The 14,161-nt window shown below is 72.9% G+C and carries 12 protein-coding genes; 8 read left to right on the forward strand and 4 right to left on the reverse strand.

The genetic code is table 11. From position 1 onward, the window contains the following. Positions 1-475 precede the first annotated feature (475 nt). The gene (locus tag ADY01_RS21975; RefSeq protein WP_049576400.1) at positions 476-1,114 is read right to left on the reverse strand and encodes a TetR/AcrR family transcriptional regulator; all 639 of its coding nucleotides are present in this window, start codon (positions 1,112-1,114) and stop codon (positions 476-478) included. Between the two features lie 114 nt (positions 1,115-1,228). Here ADY01_RS21975 and ADY01_RS21980 point away from each other — a divergent pair, with 114 nt between their 5' ends. Continuing rightward, on the forward strand, positions 1,229-2,017 hold the full coding sequence (locus ADY01_RS21980; RefSeq protein WP_049576404.1) for an SDR family oxidoreductase: 789 nt from the start codon (positions 1,229-1,231) through the stop codon (positions 2,015-2,017). 563 nt (positions 2,018-2,580) lie between these two features. Here the strand turns inward: ADY01_RS21980 and ADY01_RS21985 are convergent. After that, positions 2,581-2,943, reverse strand: coding sequence for a hypothetical protein (locus ADY01_RS21985; RefSeq protein ID WP_159001333.1), 363 nt, complete (start codon positions 2,941-2,943; stop codon positions 2,581-2,583). Then, the gene (locus tag ADY01_RS21990) at positions 2,940-3,464 is read right to left on the reverse strand and encodes a hypothetical protein (RefSeq protein WP_063784306.1); all 525 of its coding nucleotides are present in this window, start codon (positions 3,462-3,464) and stop codon (positions 2,940-2,942) included. The genes ADY01_RS21985 and ADY01_RS21990 overlap by 4 nt, the downstream gene beginning before the upstream one ends. A gap of 221 nt (positions 3,465-3,685) precedes the next feature. Here ADY01_RS21990 and ADY01_RS21995 point away from each other — a divergent pair, with 221 nt between their 5' ends. Both ADY01_RS21995 and ADY01_RS22000 read left to right on the forward strand, forming a co-directional pair. Beyond that, positions 3,686-5,473 (forward strand): ABC transporter ATP-binding protein, encoded by a 1,788-nt coding sequence (locus ADY01_RS21995; RefSeq protein ID WP_049576409.1) that lies wholly within the window; start codon positions 3,686-3,688, stop codon positions 5,471-5,473. Positions 5,474-5,728: 255 nt separating this feature from the next. Then, positions 5,729-7,354 carry an alkaline phosphatase D family protein gene (locus ADY01_RS22000; RefSeq protein ID WP_049576412.1) on the forward strand — a complete coding sequence of 542 codons (1,626 nt, stop codon included), beginning with the start codon at positions 5,729-5,731 and terminating at the stop codon, positions 7,352-7,354. 41 nt (positions 7,355-7,395) lie between these two features. Here ADY01_RS22000 and ADY01_RS22005 read toward each other — a convergent pair whose 3' ends face one another. Then, positions 7,396-8,331: a lysylphosphatidylglycerol synthase transmembrane domain-containing protein gene (locus ADY01_RS22005; protein WP_049576415.1), complete on the reverse strand. Its 936-nt coding sequence runs from the start codon at positions 8,329-8,331 to the stop codon at positions 7,396-7,398. A gap of 128 nt (positions 8,332-8,459) precedes the next feature. Here ADY01_RS22005 and ADY01_RS22010 point away from each other — a divergent pair, with 128 nt between their 5' ends. The 5 genes from ADY01_RS22010 to ADY01_RS22030 all read left to right on the forward strand — a co-directional run. Continuing rightward, positions 8,460-9,929 carry a DUF6221 family protein gene (locus tag ADY01_RS22010; protein ID WP_049576419.1) on the forward strand — a complete coding sequence of 490 codons (1,470 nt, stop codon included), beginning with the start codon at positions 8,460-8,462 and terminating at the stop codon, positions 9,927-9,929. A 38-nt stretch (positions 9,930-9,967) separates the two neighbouring features. After that, the gene (locus tag ADY01_RS22015) at positions 9,968-11,509 is read left to right on the forward strand and encodes an MFS transporter (protein WP_049576422.1); all 1,542 of its coding nucleotides are present in this window, start codon (positions 9,968-9,970) and stop codon (positions 11,507-11,509) included. Positions 11,510-11,512: 3 nt separating this feature from the next. Continuing rightward, positions 11,513-12,814, forward strand: coding sequence for an MFS transporter (locus ADY01_RS22020; RefSeq protein ID WP_049576424.1), 1,302 nt, complete (start codon positions 11,513-11,515; stop codon positions 12,812-12,814). A 10-nt stretch (positions 12,815-12,824) separates the two neighbouring features. Next, positions 12,825-13,478, forward strand: a complete 654-nt coding sequence (locus ADY01_RS22025) for a class I SAM-dependent methyltransferase family protein (RefSeq protein WP_049576428.1) — start codon at positions 12,825-12,827, stop codon at positions 13,476-13,478. Positions 13,479-13,480: 2 nt separating this feature from the next. Next, a partial coding sequence (locus ADY01_RS22030) for a CatB-related O-acetyltransferase (protein WP_049576431.1) occupies positions 13,481-14,161 on the forward strand: 681 nt, incomplete at its 3' end.

A 14,161-nucleotide genomic window follows, 5' to 3' on the forward strand; every position in this document is an offset into this window, starting at 1 on the left:
GCCCTCGCGGGTCGGGGGGCCGGGCCCTTTTTTGGTTCTTCGGCGCACTTGGAAGTCGCGGGGCGCGCGGGCAGGTCCCGAGCGCCTTCGGAGCGGAAGACGGTCCCCGGGGGGGGCGATGAGGGATGGGCGGTCGGCCGCCGCTCGGGTCGGGGACCGGGACTCTTTTGGTTGTTCGGCGCACTTGGTAGCTGTGGGGCGCGCGGGCTGGTCTCGCGCGCCTTTGGAGTGGAGAGGTCCCCGGAGTGCGAGTGCCTTTGGGACCGGAAAGGGTCCGGGGGCGGGGCGCTCACCCGGCGCGGAAGGGGCTCGCCGAGGGTCTGCGGGACGACCCCCGGGACCTTCGTCCACTCGAACAGCGCGCGGGCCCGGTCCCCTGGCGGCCGATGCGCCTATCTCCTTCTCGGTCCTGCGCATCCCCGACCCCGGGGACGAGGTATCGGGTGGTTACGCAGAGTGGTGGGGCGCTGGTGTCTCAGGTGCCGTGGGTCCCCGGCGTGCCGTATCGGGCGAGCATGGTCAGGACCGCTTGGTCGACCGCGTTGGTGATGGCGGAGTCGTCGGGCTCCCAGTGTGCGAGCAGCATCCGCGGCCAGAACACGTAGTTGGAGATCATCCCGAGGAATTGGGTCGCCGCCATCTCCGCATCGTCAAGCCGGGCTGTGCCGGCGGCGTTTTCGGCTGCCAGGTAGCGGCGGACCGATTCGAAGTAGGGCATCTTGCCGTGCGTGAACTGGGTCTCGCCGAGCTCGGGGAAGCGCGGTACCTCGGCGATGACGATGCGGAAGAGGGCGGCCATGCCGGGTTGGGTGAGAAGGGCGACGTAACGGCGTCCGATGGCCTCAAGCCCTGCGCGGAGGTTCCCTGGCTCGGGGAGGGGGGCCTCCTCGTCGTCGACCTTCCAGTATTCGGTGACGATCGCCTCGAACAGGGCCGCCTTGGTGGCGAACTGCTTGAACAGAGTCGCCCTCGACACTCCGGCTGCCTCGGCGATGCGGGCCAGCGAGGTGCCGTCGTAGCCGGAGTCGAGGAACAGCTTCGTCGCTGCCTCGATGATGGACGTCCGCTTCTGCGCTGCCACGCGCCGGTGGTATTCCGAGGGCTGTGCCGTCATGCCCTCCAGTATGCCTCTCACTGCGAGGTGAGTCACTTGACTCACCTCCAGGGCCACCCTTACCTTGGGAAAGGTGGTGAGTCGCCCGACTCACCACTACGGGAAGGACGCATCATGGAACGCTTCGAGGGCCAGACCGTCATCGTCACGGGCGGCAGCGGGGGCATGGGCAGCAGTCATGTGCGGGGATATCACGCCGAGGGGGCGAACGTCGTCATCGCCGGCCGCGACGACGACGCCGGCCGCGACCTCGCCGCCCAGCTCGGTCATCGAGCTCTGTCCGTTCACCTGGATGTCGCCAGCGAGGAAGACTGGGCGGCGGCGGTGCGCGAAACCGAAGGCCACTTCGGGCCGATCACCATCCTGGTGAACAACGCGGGCGTCCAGAACCCGGCGGCCCCTATCGAGCACACCGAACTCCGCACCTGGGAGCACACCTTCAGCGTCAACGTCACCGGCCAGTTCCTCGGCATCAGGGCCGTGGCTCCGTCGATGCGCAGGGGCGGTGGCGGAACCATCGCCAACATCGCCTCGACCATGGCCCACGTCGGCACGGCCTTCTACGCCCCCTACACCGCCAGCAAGTGGGCCGTGCGCGGGCTGACCAAGACGGCCGCGCTGGAGCTGGGGCGGGACAACATCCGGGTCAACTCCATCCACCCCGGCGTCGTCTCCACGCCGCTGATCAACGAACCCACCGTCGCCGGCCAGCCGGCCATCGCCGACTTCTACTCGCCCGATCCCTTCGCCATCCCCCGCCTCGCCGAACCCTCCGACATCACCCGCCTGTTGCTCTTCATCACCTCCCAGGACGCGACTTTCGCCACGGGCTCGGAATTCGTCCTGGACGGGGGCCTGCTGCTCGGCCCTGCACTCCAACCCGAAGCCGACATCGCAGCCTGAGCCGGCATTGCAGTACGGAGCGTGCAGCCGCGGGCACCCATCCTGTTCAAGGCGAAGCGATCTCGCCTTGCCAGGATGACGGGCTGTGGCAGTTGTGATCACGGCCTCCGAGCCGTCCTGGACAGCTCCAATCACTGGTCTGAGCCCGCATCATCGACCACCTCGGTCCCCCGGACCCTCCTCCGCTCCGAAGGCGCTCGGGCCTGGGCCGCGCGCCCCACAGCTACCACGTGCGCCGAACAGCCAAAAGAGGGTCCCCGCCCCCGGGGTCGACCACCCGTCGCCCCGCGCGGCCATGGCCCCTGGGCCGGGAGGGCGCCACCCCCCACGGCCCGCAGGGATCCGGACCCCCCACGCGGTTGGAGGGGCTTTTGGCCGGAGCCGCGTTGGGGCGAGAGATCGGGGGCCCTTACGCTGGCCAGCGGATCGGGCAGGCTGTGCACCTGCCCGCACGTGCCCGATCAGGGCCCCCGATCTTGGAGGCTCGCCCCAACGTGGCTGCGTAAAGCCTCGGAAACCGCCCCAGCCACGAACGGCCCCACGGCCACCCCCCGAGGCAGGAATCAGGCTCCCGTCCGGTCGTAGTCGGTGACACGCTCGGGTGGGGTGGGGGGTTCGATGCCGTGGGTGCGGAGTTGGGCCGTCAGTGCGGAGACATGGCGGGCGAAGGCCCGCACCAGCGACTCCAGTGTCGAGAGCCGCTGCCGCAGGCGGGCGTTCTCCTCGTCGACCCGTTCCACACTGGCCCTGAAGACCGCCAGGTCGGCGAGGCGGTCCTCGGGGGCCGAGGATGTCTCGGCCGCGCGCAGGTGCGCCTCGGCGGTGACCGCCGCCGCTCCCCGGGTCGCGCGGGCCGCGAACCAGCCGCCGAGCACCGCGCCCATCGGGCCGCCGACGGCGGCCATCGTCGTCCACAAGCCACTCATTGATCCGTGCCTTTCCTGGCGGCGGGCGGGGCGGGGGGTGGGGCCGGTGGTGGAGCCGGGGCGGCGCGCGGGGCCGGGACGGCCGCCGGCAGCGAGAACTCCGGCACCGAGCTGGCCCACAGGCACACCCCCACGTGCATGGCCGCGTAGTACGCCGCCAGCCACACGCCCCGCGCGAACTCCCCGGCCAGGGCCGCGCTCAGATAGGCGGTCAGCCACACGGTCGGCGGCGCCATGACCGCGGCGTATCCCGGCCAGTCGCCGCCGATCCGCACGCACGCGGACAGGATGGCCGAGACGCCCGCCGCGACCCACAGCCAGGCCCACACATGCAGCGGCGCGACCTCCGTGAGGAGGGTCAGCCCCTGGGGACTCGGCGCGGGGTCCAGCAGGAACTGGCAGCCCCACACCACCTGGCCCGAGCCCACGAGCAGCAAGAACCCACCGCGGCGGCCCACATGGGCCCGCAGCCGCCGCCCGGCCGCCGTCATGGCGCGGCGGGTGTTGTCGGGGATGGCCATGTCATCGTCCTCTGTGGTCGTCCTGATCGTCCTCAAGCTCGTCCTCGCGGGGCGATGCCACTCCCGGTGATACCCCCCACCGGATGACAATGCTCCTGAAATCCGAAGGATTAGCCCGAACGAGTCGTCGCGCGCGGGGCGGACGCGACCGCCCGCGCCGGGGCGGGGGCGGTCGCGGAACGGGCTTGCCCGCCCCGGCGCGCGGGCGGTTGACTCGTCGCATGCAGAAATCGCTCTCTTCCTCTGCGCCCGCCCATCCCCTGGACCATCGCTACCGTGGCGAACACCCCGTGCGCACCCTGGGATATCTGCTCAGGCCCGACCGTTCCCGGCTGATCGCCGCGGTCGCCGTCTTCACCGTCAGGCACAGCCCGTTGTGGGTGCTGCCCCTCATCACCGCGAACATCATCGATGTCGTCGTGCAGCACCGTCCTATTTCCGAGCTCTGGTGGAACGCGGCCGTGCTGGGCTGTGTCCTGCTGGTGAACTACCCGTGCACGGTCGGTTATGCGCGGCTGATGAGTTCCAGCGTGCGGCGCATGGGCACCACGCTGCGTTCCGCCCTCTGCGGGCGCATGCAGCAACTCTCCATCGGCTATCACTCCAAGGTCAGCGCGGGAGTTCTCCAGGCCAAGGTGATACGTGATGTCGAGGCGATAGAGGACACCGTCAAGCAGACCTCGGAGATCGGGCTCGGCTCGATCACCACGCTTCTCGGCGGCCTGATCGTCATCGGCCTCCGGGTGCCCGCCTTTCTTCCCGTATTCCTCGTCGTGGTCCCGGCGGCGGCGCTGCTCGTGCGGTTTCTGCGGAGCAGGATGCGCAGCCACAACGAATCCTTCCGCAGGGAAGTCGAATTGCTCTCGTCGCGCGTCACGGAAATGACCAGCCTCATCCACATCACCCGCGCCCACGGCCTGGAGCGCACGGCGATGGGGCGCGTGGACGGCGTGCTGACGCGGGTGCGGGCGGCGGGCCTGCGGCTCGACCTGCTCAACGGGCGCGTGGCCTCGCTCGCCTGGATCCTCCTCAACGCCCTGGGCGTGGGCTGCCTGATCGGCGCGGCCCTGGTCGCCTACTACGGCTGGCTCTCGGTGACGCCGGGCGACATCGTCATGCTGAGCACGTTCTTCACCACGCTCACGGCGTCGATGACGTCGCTGATGGGGCTGACCCCCCTCATCAGCAAGGGCCTCGAATCGGTGCGCTCCATCGGCGAGGTGCTCCAGGCGCCGGATCTGGAGAGCAACGCGGGCAAGCGCGAGGTGGCGTCCCTGACCGGTGCGGTGGAATTCGAGCGGGTGGGGTTCGCCTACGAGGGCGCCGCGGAACAGTCGGTCAGTGCATTCGACCTGTCGGTGCGGCCGGGCGAGACCATTGCCCTCGTCGGTCCCTCGGGCGCCGGGAAATCGACCGTTCTCAATCTCCTCATCGGTTTCATCCGCCCCACGACCGGTCGTATCACACTGGATGGCGCGGACACGGCGGAGCTCGACCTGAGGACCTATCGGCGCTTTCTGTCGGTGGTGCCGCAGGAGTCGATTCTCTTCGAGGGAACGATTCGGGAGAACGTGACCTACGGGCTGGGGGAGGAGGTGGGGGACGAGGTGGTGAGGGATGCCCTGCGGGCGGCCAACGCGCTGGAATTCGTGGAACGCCTTCCGCTCGGTCTCGACACGGTGGCGGGAGAGCGCGGCGCGTTGCTCTCGGGTGGGCAGAAGCAGCGGATCGCGATAGCGAGGGCGTTGATCCGCGATCCGAGGGTGCTCATCCTGGACGAGGCGACCTCGGCGCTCGACAGCCGTTCGGAGACATCGGTGCAGGAGGCGCTGGGGCGCCTGATGCGCGGCCGGACGGTATTCGTGGTCGCGCACCGGCTCTCGACGATCCGGAACGCGGACCGGATCGTCGTGATGGAGAGCGGAGGGATTCGGGAAATCGGCTCGCACCGGGAATTGCTCGCCCTGGGCGGGCTGTACAGCGAGCTGCTCCCGGGTCAGGTGGCGTAGAAGGGTTCCGCCGACCTGGCGCAAGCGCTTACTGTATCCCCTGGCGCGCCCCGGCCGGGTGTGGAGCAGGGCCCCGGCCGGGGCCTGCGTGGTGCCCTCCCGGCGTGGGCGGGGTGTGCTGTGCGGACGGTGTGGCGCCCCGGGGTGCCAACGTTGGCCGTCTGTTCGTCGGCCGTTCCGGTGCGGTGCGTCCTCGCGCGCGGGGCGCCGGACCATACTGCGGCCGTCGAACGATGGCAACGTGGGAGGTTCGCAATGGCGGAGGAGCACAATCCCGACCGGCAGAAGCCCGAACGGCAGGGCCCGGGACGGCGGACGGTGCTGCGGGGCGGCGCGGCGGCGGCCGGGGTGGCCGGGCTCGTGGGAACGGGCCTCGGCGCGGGGCTGCTCGCGGGGGCGCCCCCGGCGTTCGCCCGCTCCGGCAGGCCCGAGGCGCGCTGGGGCGTGCAGGTCGGTGATGTCACCGGCGACTCCGGGCTGGTGTGGGCGCGGTCCGACCGGCCGGCCCGGATGATCGTGGAGACCTCGGCGACCGAGTCGTTCCGCAACGCCCGCCGCTGGCACGGCCCGTTGCTCGGCGCGGGCTCCGACTTCACCGGCACCACGCCGCTGCGCGGACTGCCCTCGGGCGAGCAGATCCACTACCGGGTGCTGCTCGCCGATCCCGACGACCCGCGCCGCGCGGGCGAGCCGGTGACCGGGACGTTCCGCACGGCGCCCGGCCGGCGGCGCGACGGGCTGCGGTTCGTGTGGTCGGGCGACCTGGCCGGGCAGGGCTGGGGCATCAACCCGGAGATCGGCGGCTACCGCGCGTTCGAGGACATGCGCCGCCGCGACCCCGACTTCTTCCTCTTCAGCGGCGACACCGTCTACGCCGACGGCCCCATCACCGCGAGTGTGGCCCTGCCCGACGGGCGGACCTACCGCAACGTCACCGTCCCCGAGAAGGACAAGGTCGCCGAGACCCTGGCCGAGTACCGCGGCAACTTCCGCTACAACCTCCTCGACGAGAACCTGCGCCGCTTCAACGCCCAGGTGCCGTCCGTCGTCCAGTGGGACGACCACGAGGTCACCAACAACTGGTACCCCGGCGAGATCCTGGCCGACGACCGCTACACCGAGAAGTCGGTGGACGTGCTGGCGGCCAGGGCGCGGCAGGCGTTCGGCGAGTACTTCCCCATCCCGACGCTCGGGCAACGGGGGCGCTCCGAGGGGCGCGTGCACCGGGTGGTGCGCTACGGCCCGCTGCTCGACGTCTTCGTGCTCGACATGCGCACCTTCCGCAACGCCAACTCGCCCGGCCGCCAGCCCGACGACGTCCAGGGCATCCTGGGCCAGGAGCAACTGGACTGGCTCAAGGACGAGTTGCGCCGGTCGCGGGCGGTGTGGAAGGTCATCGCCGCGGATATGCCGATCGGGCTCGTGGTGCCGGACGGCACGACCGACATCGAGGCCATCGCCAACGCGGACCCCGGCGCCCCGCTCGGCCGCGAGCTCCAGATCGCCGAGCTGCTGCGGTTCATCAAGCACCGCCGGATCACCGGCACGGTGTGGCTGACCGCCGACGTCCACTACACCTCGGCGCAGCACTACCTGCCGGAGCGCGCGGCGTTCCAGGACTTCGAGCCGTTCTGGGAGTTCGTGAGCGGGCCGATCAACGCGGGCTCCTTCCCGGCGAACGCGCTGGACGGCACGTTCGGTCCGGACCGGGTCTTCGTCAAGGCACCCGAGGCGTCCAACGTCTCGCCCGCCGAGGGGTATCAGTTCTTCGGCGAGGTGGACATCGACGGCGGGAGCGGCGACCTGACCGTGCGGCTGCGTGAGGTCGGCGGGCCCGTGCTGTTCAGCAGGACGCTGCGACCCGGTCGCGTCGGGCAGTAACCGGAAGAGACCGGACGAGAGGGGACGGGCGCCGCCGCCGTTCAGACCACCTTGCGCCGCACCAGCGCGCCCAGGACGAGCGCGCCGGGCAGCAGCGGCAGCCAGACCGTGATGACGCGGTAGGCGAGCACGGTGGAGGTGGCGGCGCCGACCGAGGCCCCGACGGCGACCAGCGCGATCACCAGAGCGGCGTCCACCGAGCCGAGGCCGCCGGGCGAGGGCACCGCGGCGGCCACCACCGTCGCCGCCATGTAGGCGAGCACCAGGTGCCCGATCGGCGCGTCGAGGTCCATCGACAGCGCGACCGCCACCAGGCCCGACGCCTGGAGGACGGGGAACGCCAGCGAGCCGCCCCACAGTGCCAGGACCCGGCTCGGCCGCGTGTGCAGCGAGCGGATGTCGGTGAGGGCGGTGCGCGTGAAACGGCCCGTGACCTCGCGCAGCCGCGGCACGGCGAGGACCGTCGCCAGCGCCGCCACCGCCAGCAGGCCCGCCACCGCGCCGATCAGCGGCAGCCCGATCCGGTCGGGCAGCAGCGCCTCCAGGCGCAGCGCCTCGGGGAAGGCGAGCAGCAGCATCAGCAGCAGCGCGACGCGTGAGACGCCCTCGGCCAGGAAGTACAGCGCGAGCGCCGCCGAGTAACGGGCGGGCGGCAGGCCGCACTTGGCCATGAAACGGATGTTGACCGCGCCCGCCCCGATGCCGGAGGGCAGCAGGTGGTTGGCGGCGCCCGCGGCGAACTGCGTCACCACGAGCCGTTTCGCCGGGAGCCGTTCGAGGACCGTGCCCTGCCGGGCGAACGAGACCGCGACCCAGCCGAGGAGCGTGCTCAGCACGGCGGCCAGCAGCCAGTAGCCGTTGGCCGCGAGCACCTCGCCGAAGCCGGTGCCGATGACCGACCGGTGCTGGGTGACCCAGACCGCGACGGCGGCGATCGGCAGCATGCAGAAGATCTGACGCCAGGGGAGCCGGGGCATGCCAGCAGCATGAGGGGCGCGGGCGACGCGGCGGCGTCCCGCGGGGGACCGGACGGTTTCGGGCCAGGGGACGGCCGGTTGATACCGGCGGCGGTTGACGCGCACAGCCGTTCGGGACAATGACCCGCATGGGCTACCGAGCGAACTACGCCGTGGTCACCGACGGGGGCTGGGAGCTGTACTTCCACGCCTCGGCCGCCGCGTACACCGGCACGCTGCTCGCGGCGCTCGGCCCCGAGGGGAGCACGCGCCTGGTCACCGGCTTCACCCGCGTCGCGGACCGGGCCGCCGACTGGCTGAACGACGACTTCGCGGAGGGCGGGGCGGTGATCGACCACGTCCGCCGCCGGCTGGTCTTCTACGACGGCCACCCGTCCTCGCCCGGTGTGCGGGAGACGCGGCTGCTGCGGGAGATCGTGCGCCGCCGGTGGCGCGACTGGCGGGTGGAGTGGGCGTACGACGGGATCGGCGACCTGGCCGCGGCCGTGGGGGTGGAACGTTCCGCGGTGCGCGGCGCGGACCCGGACGCGCGGCGGATGCCGGACCGGACCGAGGCGGGGGCCGATCTCGACGAGCTGCCCTGCCACCTGGTGACCGTGCTCCGCGCGGACGGCGGCTTCTCGGCGCATCCGCTCGACCGGTGGGCCCACACCGGCTGGCAGGGCCCGTCGCTGCGGGAACGGCTCCCGCCCGGCGGCGCGGAACGGCTCGACCTGCCGCTGGTCCCGGACAGCGGGATCCACGTGGACGAGGCGGCGCGCACCGTCCGGCTGTGGTGGCACCGGCCGGTCGGCGGGCTGCTGCCCGCGCTCGGCGGGCTGTGGCCGGGGTGGCGCGTGCGGTTCTGGGAGGACCGGTACGAGCGGCACCTGCTGGCCTGCGGCGGCGCGGTGACGTTCCCCCCGTTCGATCCCGCCGGGGACCTGGACGCGCTGCTGCCCCGCCTGCGCCGCGACGAAGGCGGCGAGGGAGCCGGCGACGGCCGGGGCGCGGTGCGGCCGACCGCGCCGGAGCGCGCGGCGCTCGACGCGGTGCTCGCCGGCATCGGCCGCGACCTGCGCGCGGCGCGGCCCGCCCCGGACATCGCCGCGTTCCTGCGGGAGCGGCTGGCCGAGCGGGAGGAGGCGATCGGGGGCGTGGCCAGGCTCTGGGTCTTCGAGCAGCGCTGCCGCCGCTTCTTCCCGGCGGAGTACCCCGACCACCCGGGCGGCGGGGCGGGCGCGCCGTGGGTGCCGCCGCACGAGGCGGAGCACCGGGGGCGCGACGGCTGGCGGGCCGGGATGTTCACCATCGGCTACCGGAGCCTGCTGCCGCCCGCGCCCGGCACCCCGGCGGCCGAGGCGTTCGCGCGCGACGAGGAGCTGGCGCACCGGCACCTCGCAAACGCCTCGCCCGCCCGCGCCCTCGCCGGGGTCCGCGCCGCCCGCGCCGTGGTGGAACGCTTCGAACAGGCCCGCGCCCAGGCGGGTCCCGGCGCCTCCGCCGTGGCGCGCGTCCGTCACCTCGGCCTGCTGGCGACCGTGCGCGCGATGGCCTCGGCCTACGCCGACCACCGCGACCACGACCCCGACTGGACGCCGGACCCCGAGGAGAGCTGAGCCGCGCGGTTCCGCGGGGAACGGCGGATCATGACCCCATGGCGCGTTCCCCCTCCCGCGGCCAGGGCGACGGTCCCACCGACCACGGGACCGGCGATCTCCGCACCCGGTCGGCCGCCGGGCGCAGGGTGCTGCTGTGCGCGGTGCTCGGCTCGGGCATGGCCATGCTCGACGGCACCATCGTGACCGTCGCGCTGCCGCGCATCGGCTCCGACTTCGACGTGCCGATCACCGACCTCCAGTGGATCCTCAACGCCTACATGCTCACGCTCGCCGGGCTGATCCTGCTCGGCGGCGGCCTCGGCGACCGCTACGGGCGCAGGCGCGTCTTCGTCTGGGGCGTGGTCTGGTTCACCGTGGCCTCGGTGCTGTGCGGCATCGCGCCCACCGGCGACGTGCTGATCGCCGCCCGCGCGCTCCAGGGCGTGGGCGGGGCGCTGCTCACGCCGGGGTCCCTCGCGCTGATCCAGTCGACGTTCCACCCGGACGAACGCGCCAAGGCCGTCGGCCTCTGGTCCGGGCTCGGCGGCGTGGCCATCGCGTTCGGCCCGCTGATCGGCGGCTGGCTGGTGGACGGCCCCGGCTGGCGGTGGATCTTCTACATCAACGTGCCGGTCGCCGTGGTCGTCCTCGCCCTGGCCAGGGGCGTGCCCGAGACCCGCGACTGGGAGGCGTCGGGCCGGTTCGACGTGCTGGGCGCGGCGCTGGCGGCCCTGTCGCTGGGCGGCGTCACCTACGCGCTGATCAACGCGCCCGCCCTCTGGGCCCTGGGCGCGGGCGTGGTGCTCGGCGCGCTGTTCGTGTGGCGGGAACGGCGGGCGGCCCGGCCGATGCTGCCGCTCGGCATCTTCCGCTCGAAGCTGTTCACCGCGACCAATGTGGTGACCCTCTGCCTCTACGCGGCGATCGGCGGCGTGTTCTTCCTGCTGCCCACCCAGCTCCAGAACGGGCTCGGCTACGACGCTCTGCACGCCGGGCTCGCCTCGTTGCCCGTGACGCTGCTGATGACCACGCTCTCCGGCCCCGCGGGCGCGCTCGCGCAGCGGATCGGGCCGCGGCTGCCGATGACCGTGGGGCCGCTGATCGCGGCCGTGGGCCTGGCGCTGCTGTACCGGGTCCACCCGGGCGGCTCGTACTGGACCGATGTCCTTCCGGCGGTGACCGTCCAGGGCCTGGGGATGAGCATCTTCGTCGCACCGTTGACCGCGACCGTGCTCGCCTCCGTCGAGACGCGGCGCGCCGGGGTGGCCAGCGGCGTGAACAACGCGGCGGCCCGCGTCGCCCAGCTGGTCGCCGTGGCCGCGCTGCCGCTGGTCATCGGGCTCTCCACCGACCAGTACCGTTCGGCGACGGCGGTGGACGCGGCGTTCGGCAAGGCCGTCCTGATCTGCGCGGCGCTGATGGTGCTGGGCGCGGTGCTCTCCTGGTTCACCGTGCCCGGCACCCTGCGGCAGGAGGGGCCGGGCCCGCAGCGCGGCCACCACTGCGCGGTCGACGCCCCTCCGCTGGAGTCCGGGCCGGGGGAGGGCGAGGGGACGAAGGGCGGGCGGGCGAAGGGCGCGGGGCCGGGGGATAGTTGATCCATGACCTCCCCACCCGCGCGGCAGCCCCCGCACCAGGCCGCCGCACGGACCGTGTGGGAGGAACTGGAACCGGCGGGTCTGTGGTCGCGGGACTTCGGCCTGTTCTTCACGGCCAGGAGCGTCGCCAAGCTCGGCGACATGATGCTGCCGGTCGCGCTGGCCGCGGGCATCGTCCAGCACGGCGGCGGCGCGGGCGCGGTCGGCGCGGCGATGGCCTCGTTCACGGCGTCGTTCGCGGGGCTGGTCATATTCGGCGGCGTCATCGCGGACCGCTTCCAGGCCAGGGCGCTGATGATCGGCGCCGACGCGGTGCGGGTCCTCACCCAGGCCCTGACCGCGGGGCTGTTCTTCACCGGCCATGTGGTGCTCTGGCAGATCTGCGCCTTCGGCGTGGTCAACGGGGTGTGCGCGGCGATGTTCCAGCCGGGCGTGGCGAGCACCGTGCCGCGGATCGCCCGGGACGTGCAGGGGGCGAACGGCGCGATCAGGACCGCCGAGTCGTGCATGGCGATCCTGGGCCCGGCGCTGGCGGGCCTGCTGGTCGGGGTCACCTCGCCCGGCGGGGTCTTCGCGGCCCACGCGGGAACGTACCTGGTCAGCGGCTGCTGCCTGCTCCTGATGCGGGCGCGGGAGCCGCGCCGCGCGCCGCGCGGGCCCGTCCCGTTCCGCGCGGATCTGGCCGAGGGGTGGCGGGAGTTCCTGGCCAGGCCGTGGATGTGGGGGGTCATCCTGGTCTGGATGGCGCTGATGGCGGCGGCCTGGGGGCCCTCCGTTCCGCTGACGGCGACCGAGGTGATCCGCGAGCACGGCGACGGCGCGTACGGCCTGGTCAACTCGGCCCTCGGCGTGGGCATGGCCATCGGCGGCCTGCTGGCGATGCGGATCAGGCCCCGGTACCCGCTGCGGGCCGGGGCGATCGCGCTGTTCGGCTTCTTCCTCCAGCCGTTCACGGTCGGCGCGGGCCTCGGCGTGGCGGCGATCACGGCGGGCTTCGTGGTGGCGGGCGCCTCCATGGCGTTCTGGGGCGTGATGTGGGCGACCAGCATCCAGACGCAGGTCCCCGGGGCGGTGCTGAACCGCATCCACGCCTACGAGGTCGCGGGCTCGGTGGTGATGATGCCCGTGGGCCAGGCGCTCGCGGGTCCGGCCTCCGGGCTGTTCGGCGCCCACGAGGTCCTGCTCGCGGGCGGCGCGGTCGCCCTGGCGGCGAGCGCGACGCTGCTGGCGGTGGGGCCGATCAGGAACCTCACCCGGGTGGACCCCCGGGTATCTGTGATGCGCGGGGGGCCGGTGCGGTCGTAGGGTCGCCGCCATGGACTGGCACGCGTGGCACGAGGACTACGACCGGGCGGACTCGGCCCTCAGCGGGAGGCTCCGGGTCGTCAGGGAGTGGCTGGCACTGACCCTCGACACCGCGCCCCCGGGACCGCTGCGGGTGGTGAGCGTCTGCGCCGGGCAGGGCCGCGACCTGCTCGGCGTGCTGGAGGACCACCCGCGCCGCGACGACGTGGCCGCGCGCCTGGTCGAGCTCGACCCGCGCAACGCGGCCGAGGCGTCGGACGCCGCCGGGGCGCTCGGCCTGGACGGCGTCGAGGTGGTGACGGGCGACGCCGCGCTGACCGACGCGTACGCGGGCGCGGTCCCCGCCGACGTGGTCCTGGCCTGCGGCATCTTCGGCAACGTCGTCGACGGCGACGTCCGGCGCGCCATCGGCTTCCTCCCACAGCTGGTCACCGCGGGCGGCACGGTGATCTGGACCCGCCACCGCAAGGAGCCGGACCTCGTGCCGCAGATCTGCCACTGGCTGGAGGACGAGCAGGGCTTCGAACGGGTGTGGCTGTCCGAGCCGGACGCGGGCTTCGGCGTCGGCGTGCACCGCTTCGCGGGGGAGCCGAGGCCGCTGGCGCCGGGCGAGCGGATGTTCACGTTCACCGGCCGGGTCCGGAACGGCGCGGGAGGGAACTGACGATGGCCCCCACTTCTTCCGGTTCTCCCGGTCCCGCCGGTTCCCCCGTCCCGGCCGACCCCACCGTGCTGCACCCGATGCCCGAGCAGCCGCGCGTGGTGCTGCTGAGGCCGCTGATCACCTCGCCGCTGATCGAGGTGGGCGCGTTCACCTACTACGACGACCCCGAGGACCCCACCGCGTTCGAGACGCGCAACGTCCTCTACCACTACGGCCCCGAACGGCTGGTCATCGGGAGGTTCTGCGCGCTGGGCGAGGGGGTGCGGTTCCTCATGAACGGGGCCAACCACCGCATGGACGGCCCCTCCACGTTCCCCTTCCCGATCATGGGCGGCTCGTGGGCGGAGCACTTCGACCTGATCACCGGGCTGCCGGGGCGCGGCGACACGGTCGTCGGCCACGACGTCTGGTTCGGCTACAGGACCACGGTCATGCCCGGCGTCCGCATCGGGCACGGCGCGATCGTGGCCTCCGGCTCCGTGGTCACCGACGACGTTCCCGACTACGGCGTCGTCGGCGGGAACCCGGCCCGCCTGATCCGCCGCCGCTTCCCCGAGGAGGACATCGCGCGCCTCCTCCGGGTGGCCTGGTGGGACTGGCCCCTCGACCACCTGACCGCCCACCTGCGCACCGTCATGTCCGGCTCGGTCGACGCACTGGAGGCCGCGGCCCCGCCCCCCGGC

Source organism: Streptomyces sp. SBT349 (assembly GCF_001083795.1).
Taxonomy (GTDB): Bacteria; Actinomycetota; Actinomycetes; order Streptomycetales; family Streptomycetaceae; genus Streptomyces.

What these genes read in the sequence shown, in the direction of transcription:
- ADY01_RS21985 (WP_159001333.1), bottom strand. Translation starts at nt 2,943, where the DNA reads ATGAGTGGCTTGTGGACGACGATGGCCGCCGTCGGCGGCCCGATGGGC.
- ADY01_RS22015 (WP_049576422.1), top strand. Translation starts at nt 9,968, where the DNA reads ATGGCGCGTTCCCCCTCCCGCGGCCAGGGCGACGGTCCCACCGACCAC.
- ADY01_RS21980 (WP_049576404.1), top strand. Translation starts at nt 1,229, where the DNA reads ATGGAACGCTTCGAGGGCCAGACCGTCATCGTCACGGGCGGCAGCGGG.
- ADY01_RS22025 (WP_049576428.1), top strand. Translation starts at nt 12,825, where the DNA reads ATGGACTGGCACGCGTGGCACGAGGACTACGACCGGGCGGACTCGGCC.
- ADY01_RS22000 (WP_049576412.1), top strand. Translation starts at nt 5,729, where the DNA reads ATGGCGGAGGAGCACAATCCCGACCGGCAGAAGCCCGAACGGCAGGGC.
- ADY01_RS22010 (WP_049576419.1), top strand. Translation starts at nt 8,460, where the DNA reads ATGGGCTACCGAGCGAACTACGCCGTGGTCACCGACGGGGGCTGGGAG.
- ADY01_RS22020 (WP_049576424.1), top strand. Translation starts at nt 11,513, where the DNA reads ATGACCTCCCCACCCGCGCGGCAGCCCCCGCACCAGGCCGCCGCACGG.
- ADY01_RS21975 (WP_049576400.1), bottom strand. Translation starts at nt 1,114, where the DNA reads ATGACGGCACAGCCCTCGGAATACCACCGGCGCGTGGCAGCGCAGAAG.
- ADY01_RS21990 (WP_063784306.1), bottom strand. Translation starts at nt 3,464, where the DNA reads ATGGCCATCCCCGACAACACCCGCCGCGCCATGACGGCGGCCGGGCGG.
- ADY01_RS21995 (WP_049576409.1), top strand. Translation starts at nt 3,686, where the DNA reads ATGCAGAAATCGCTCTCTTCCTCTGCGCCCGCCCATCCCCTGGACCAT.
- ADY01_RS22005 (WP_049576415.1), bottom strand. Translation starts at nt 8,331, where the DNA reads ATGCCCCGGCTCCCCTGGCGTCAGATCTTCTGCATGCTGCCGATCGCC.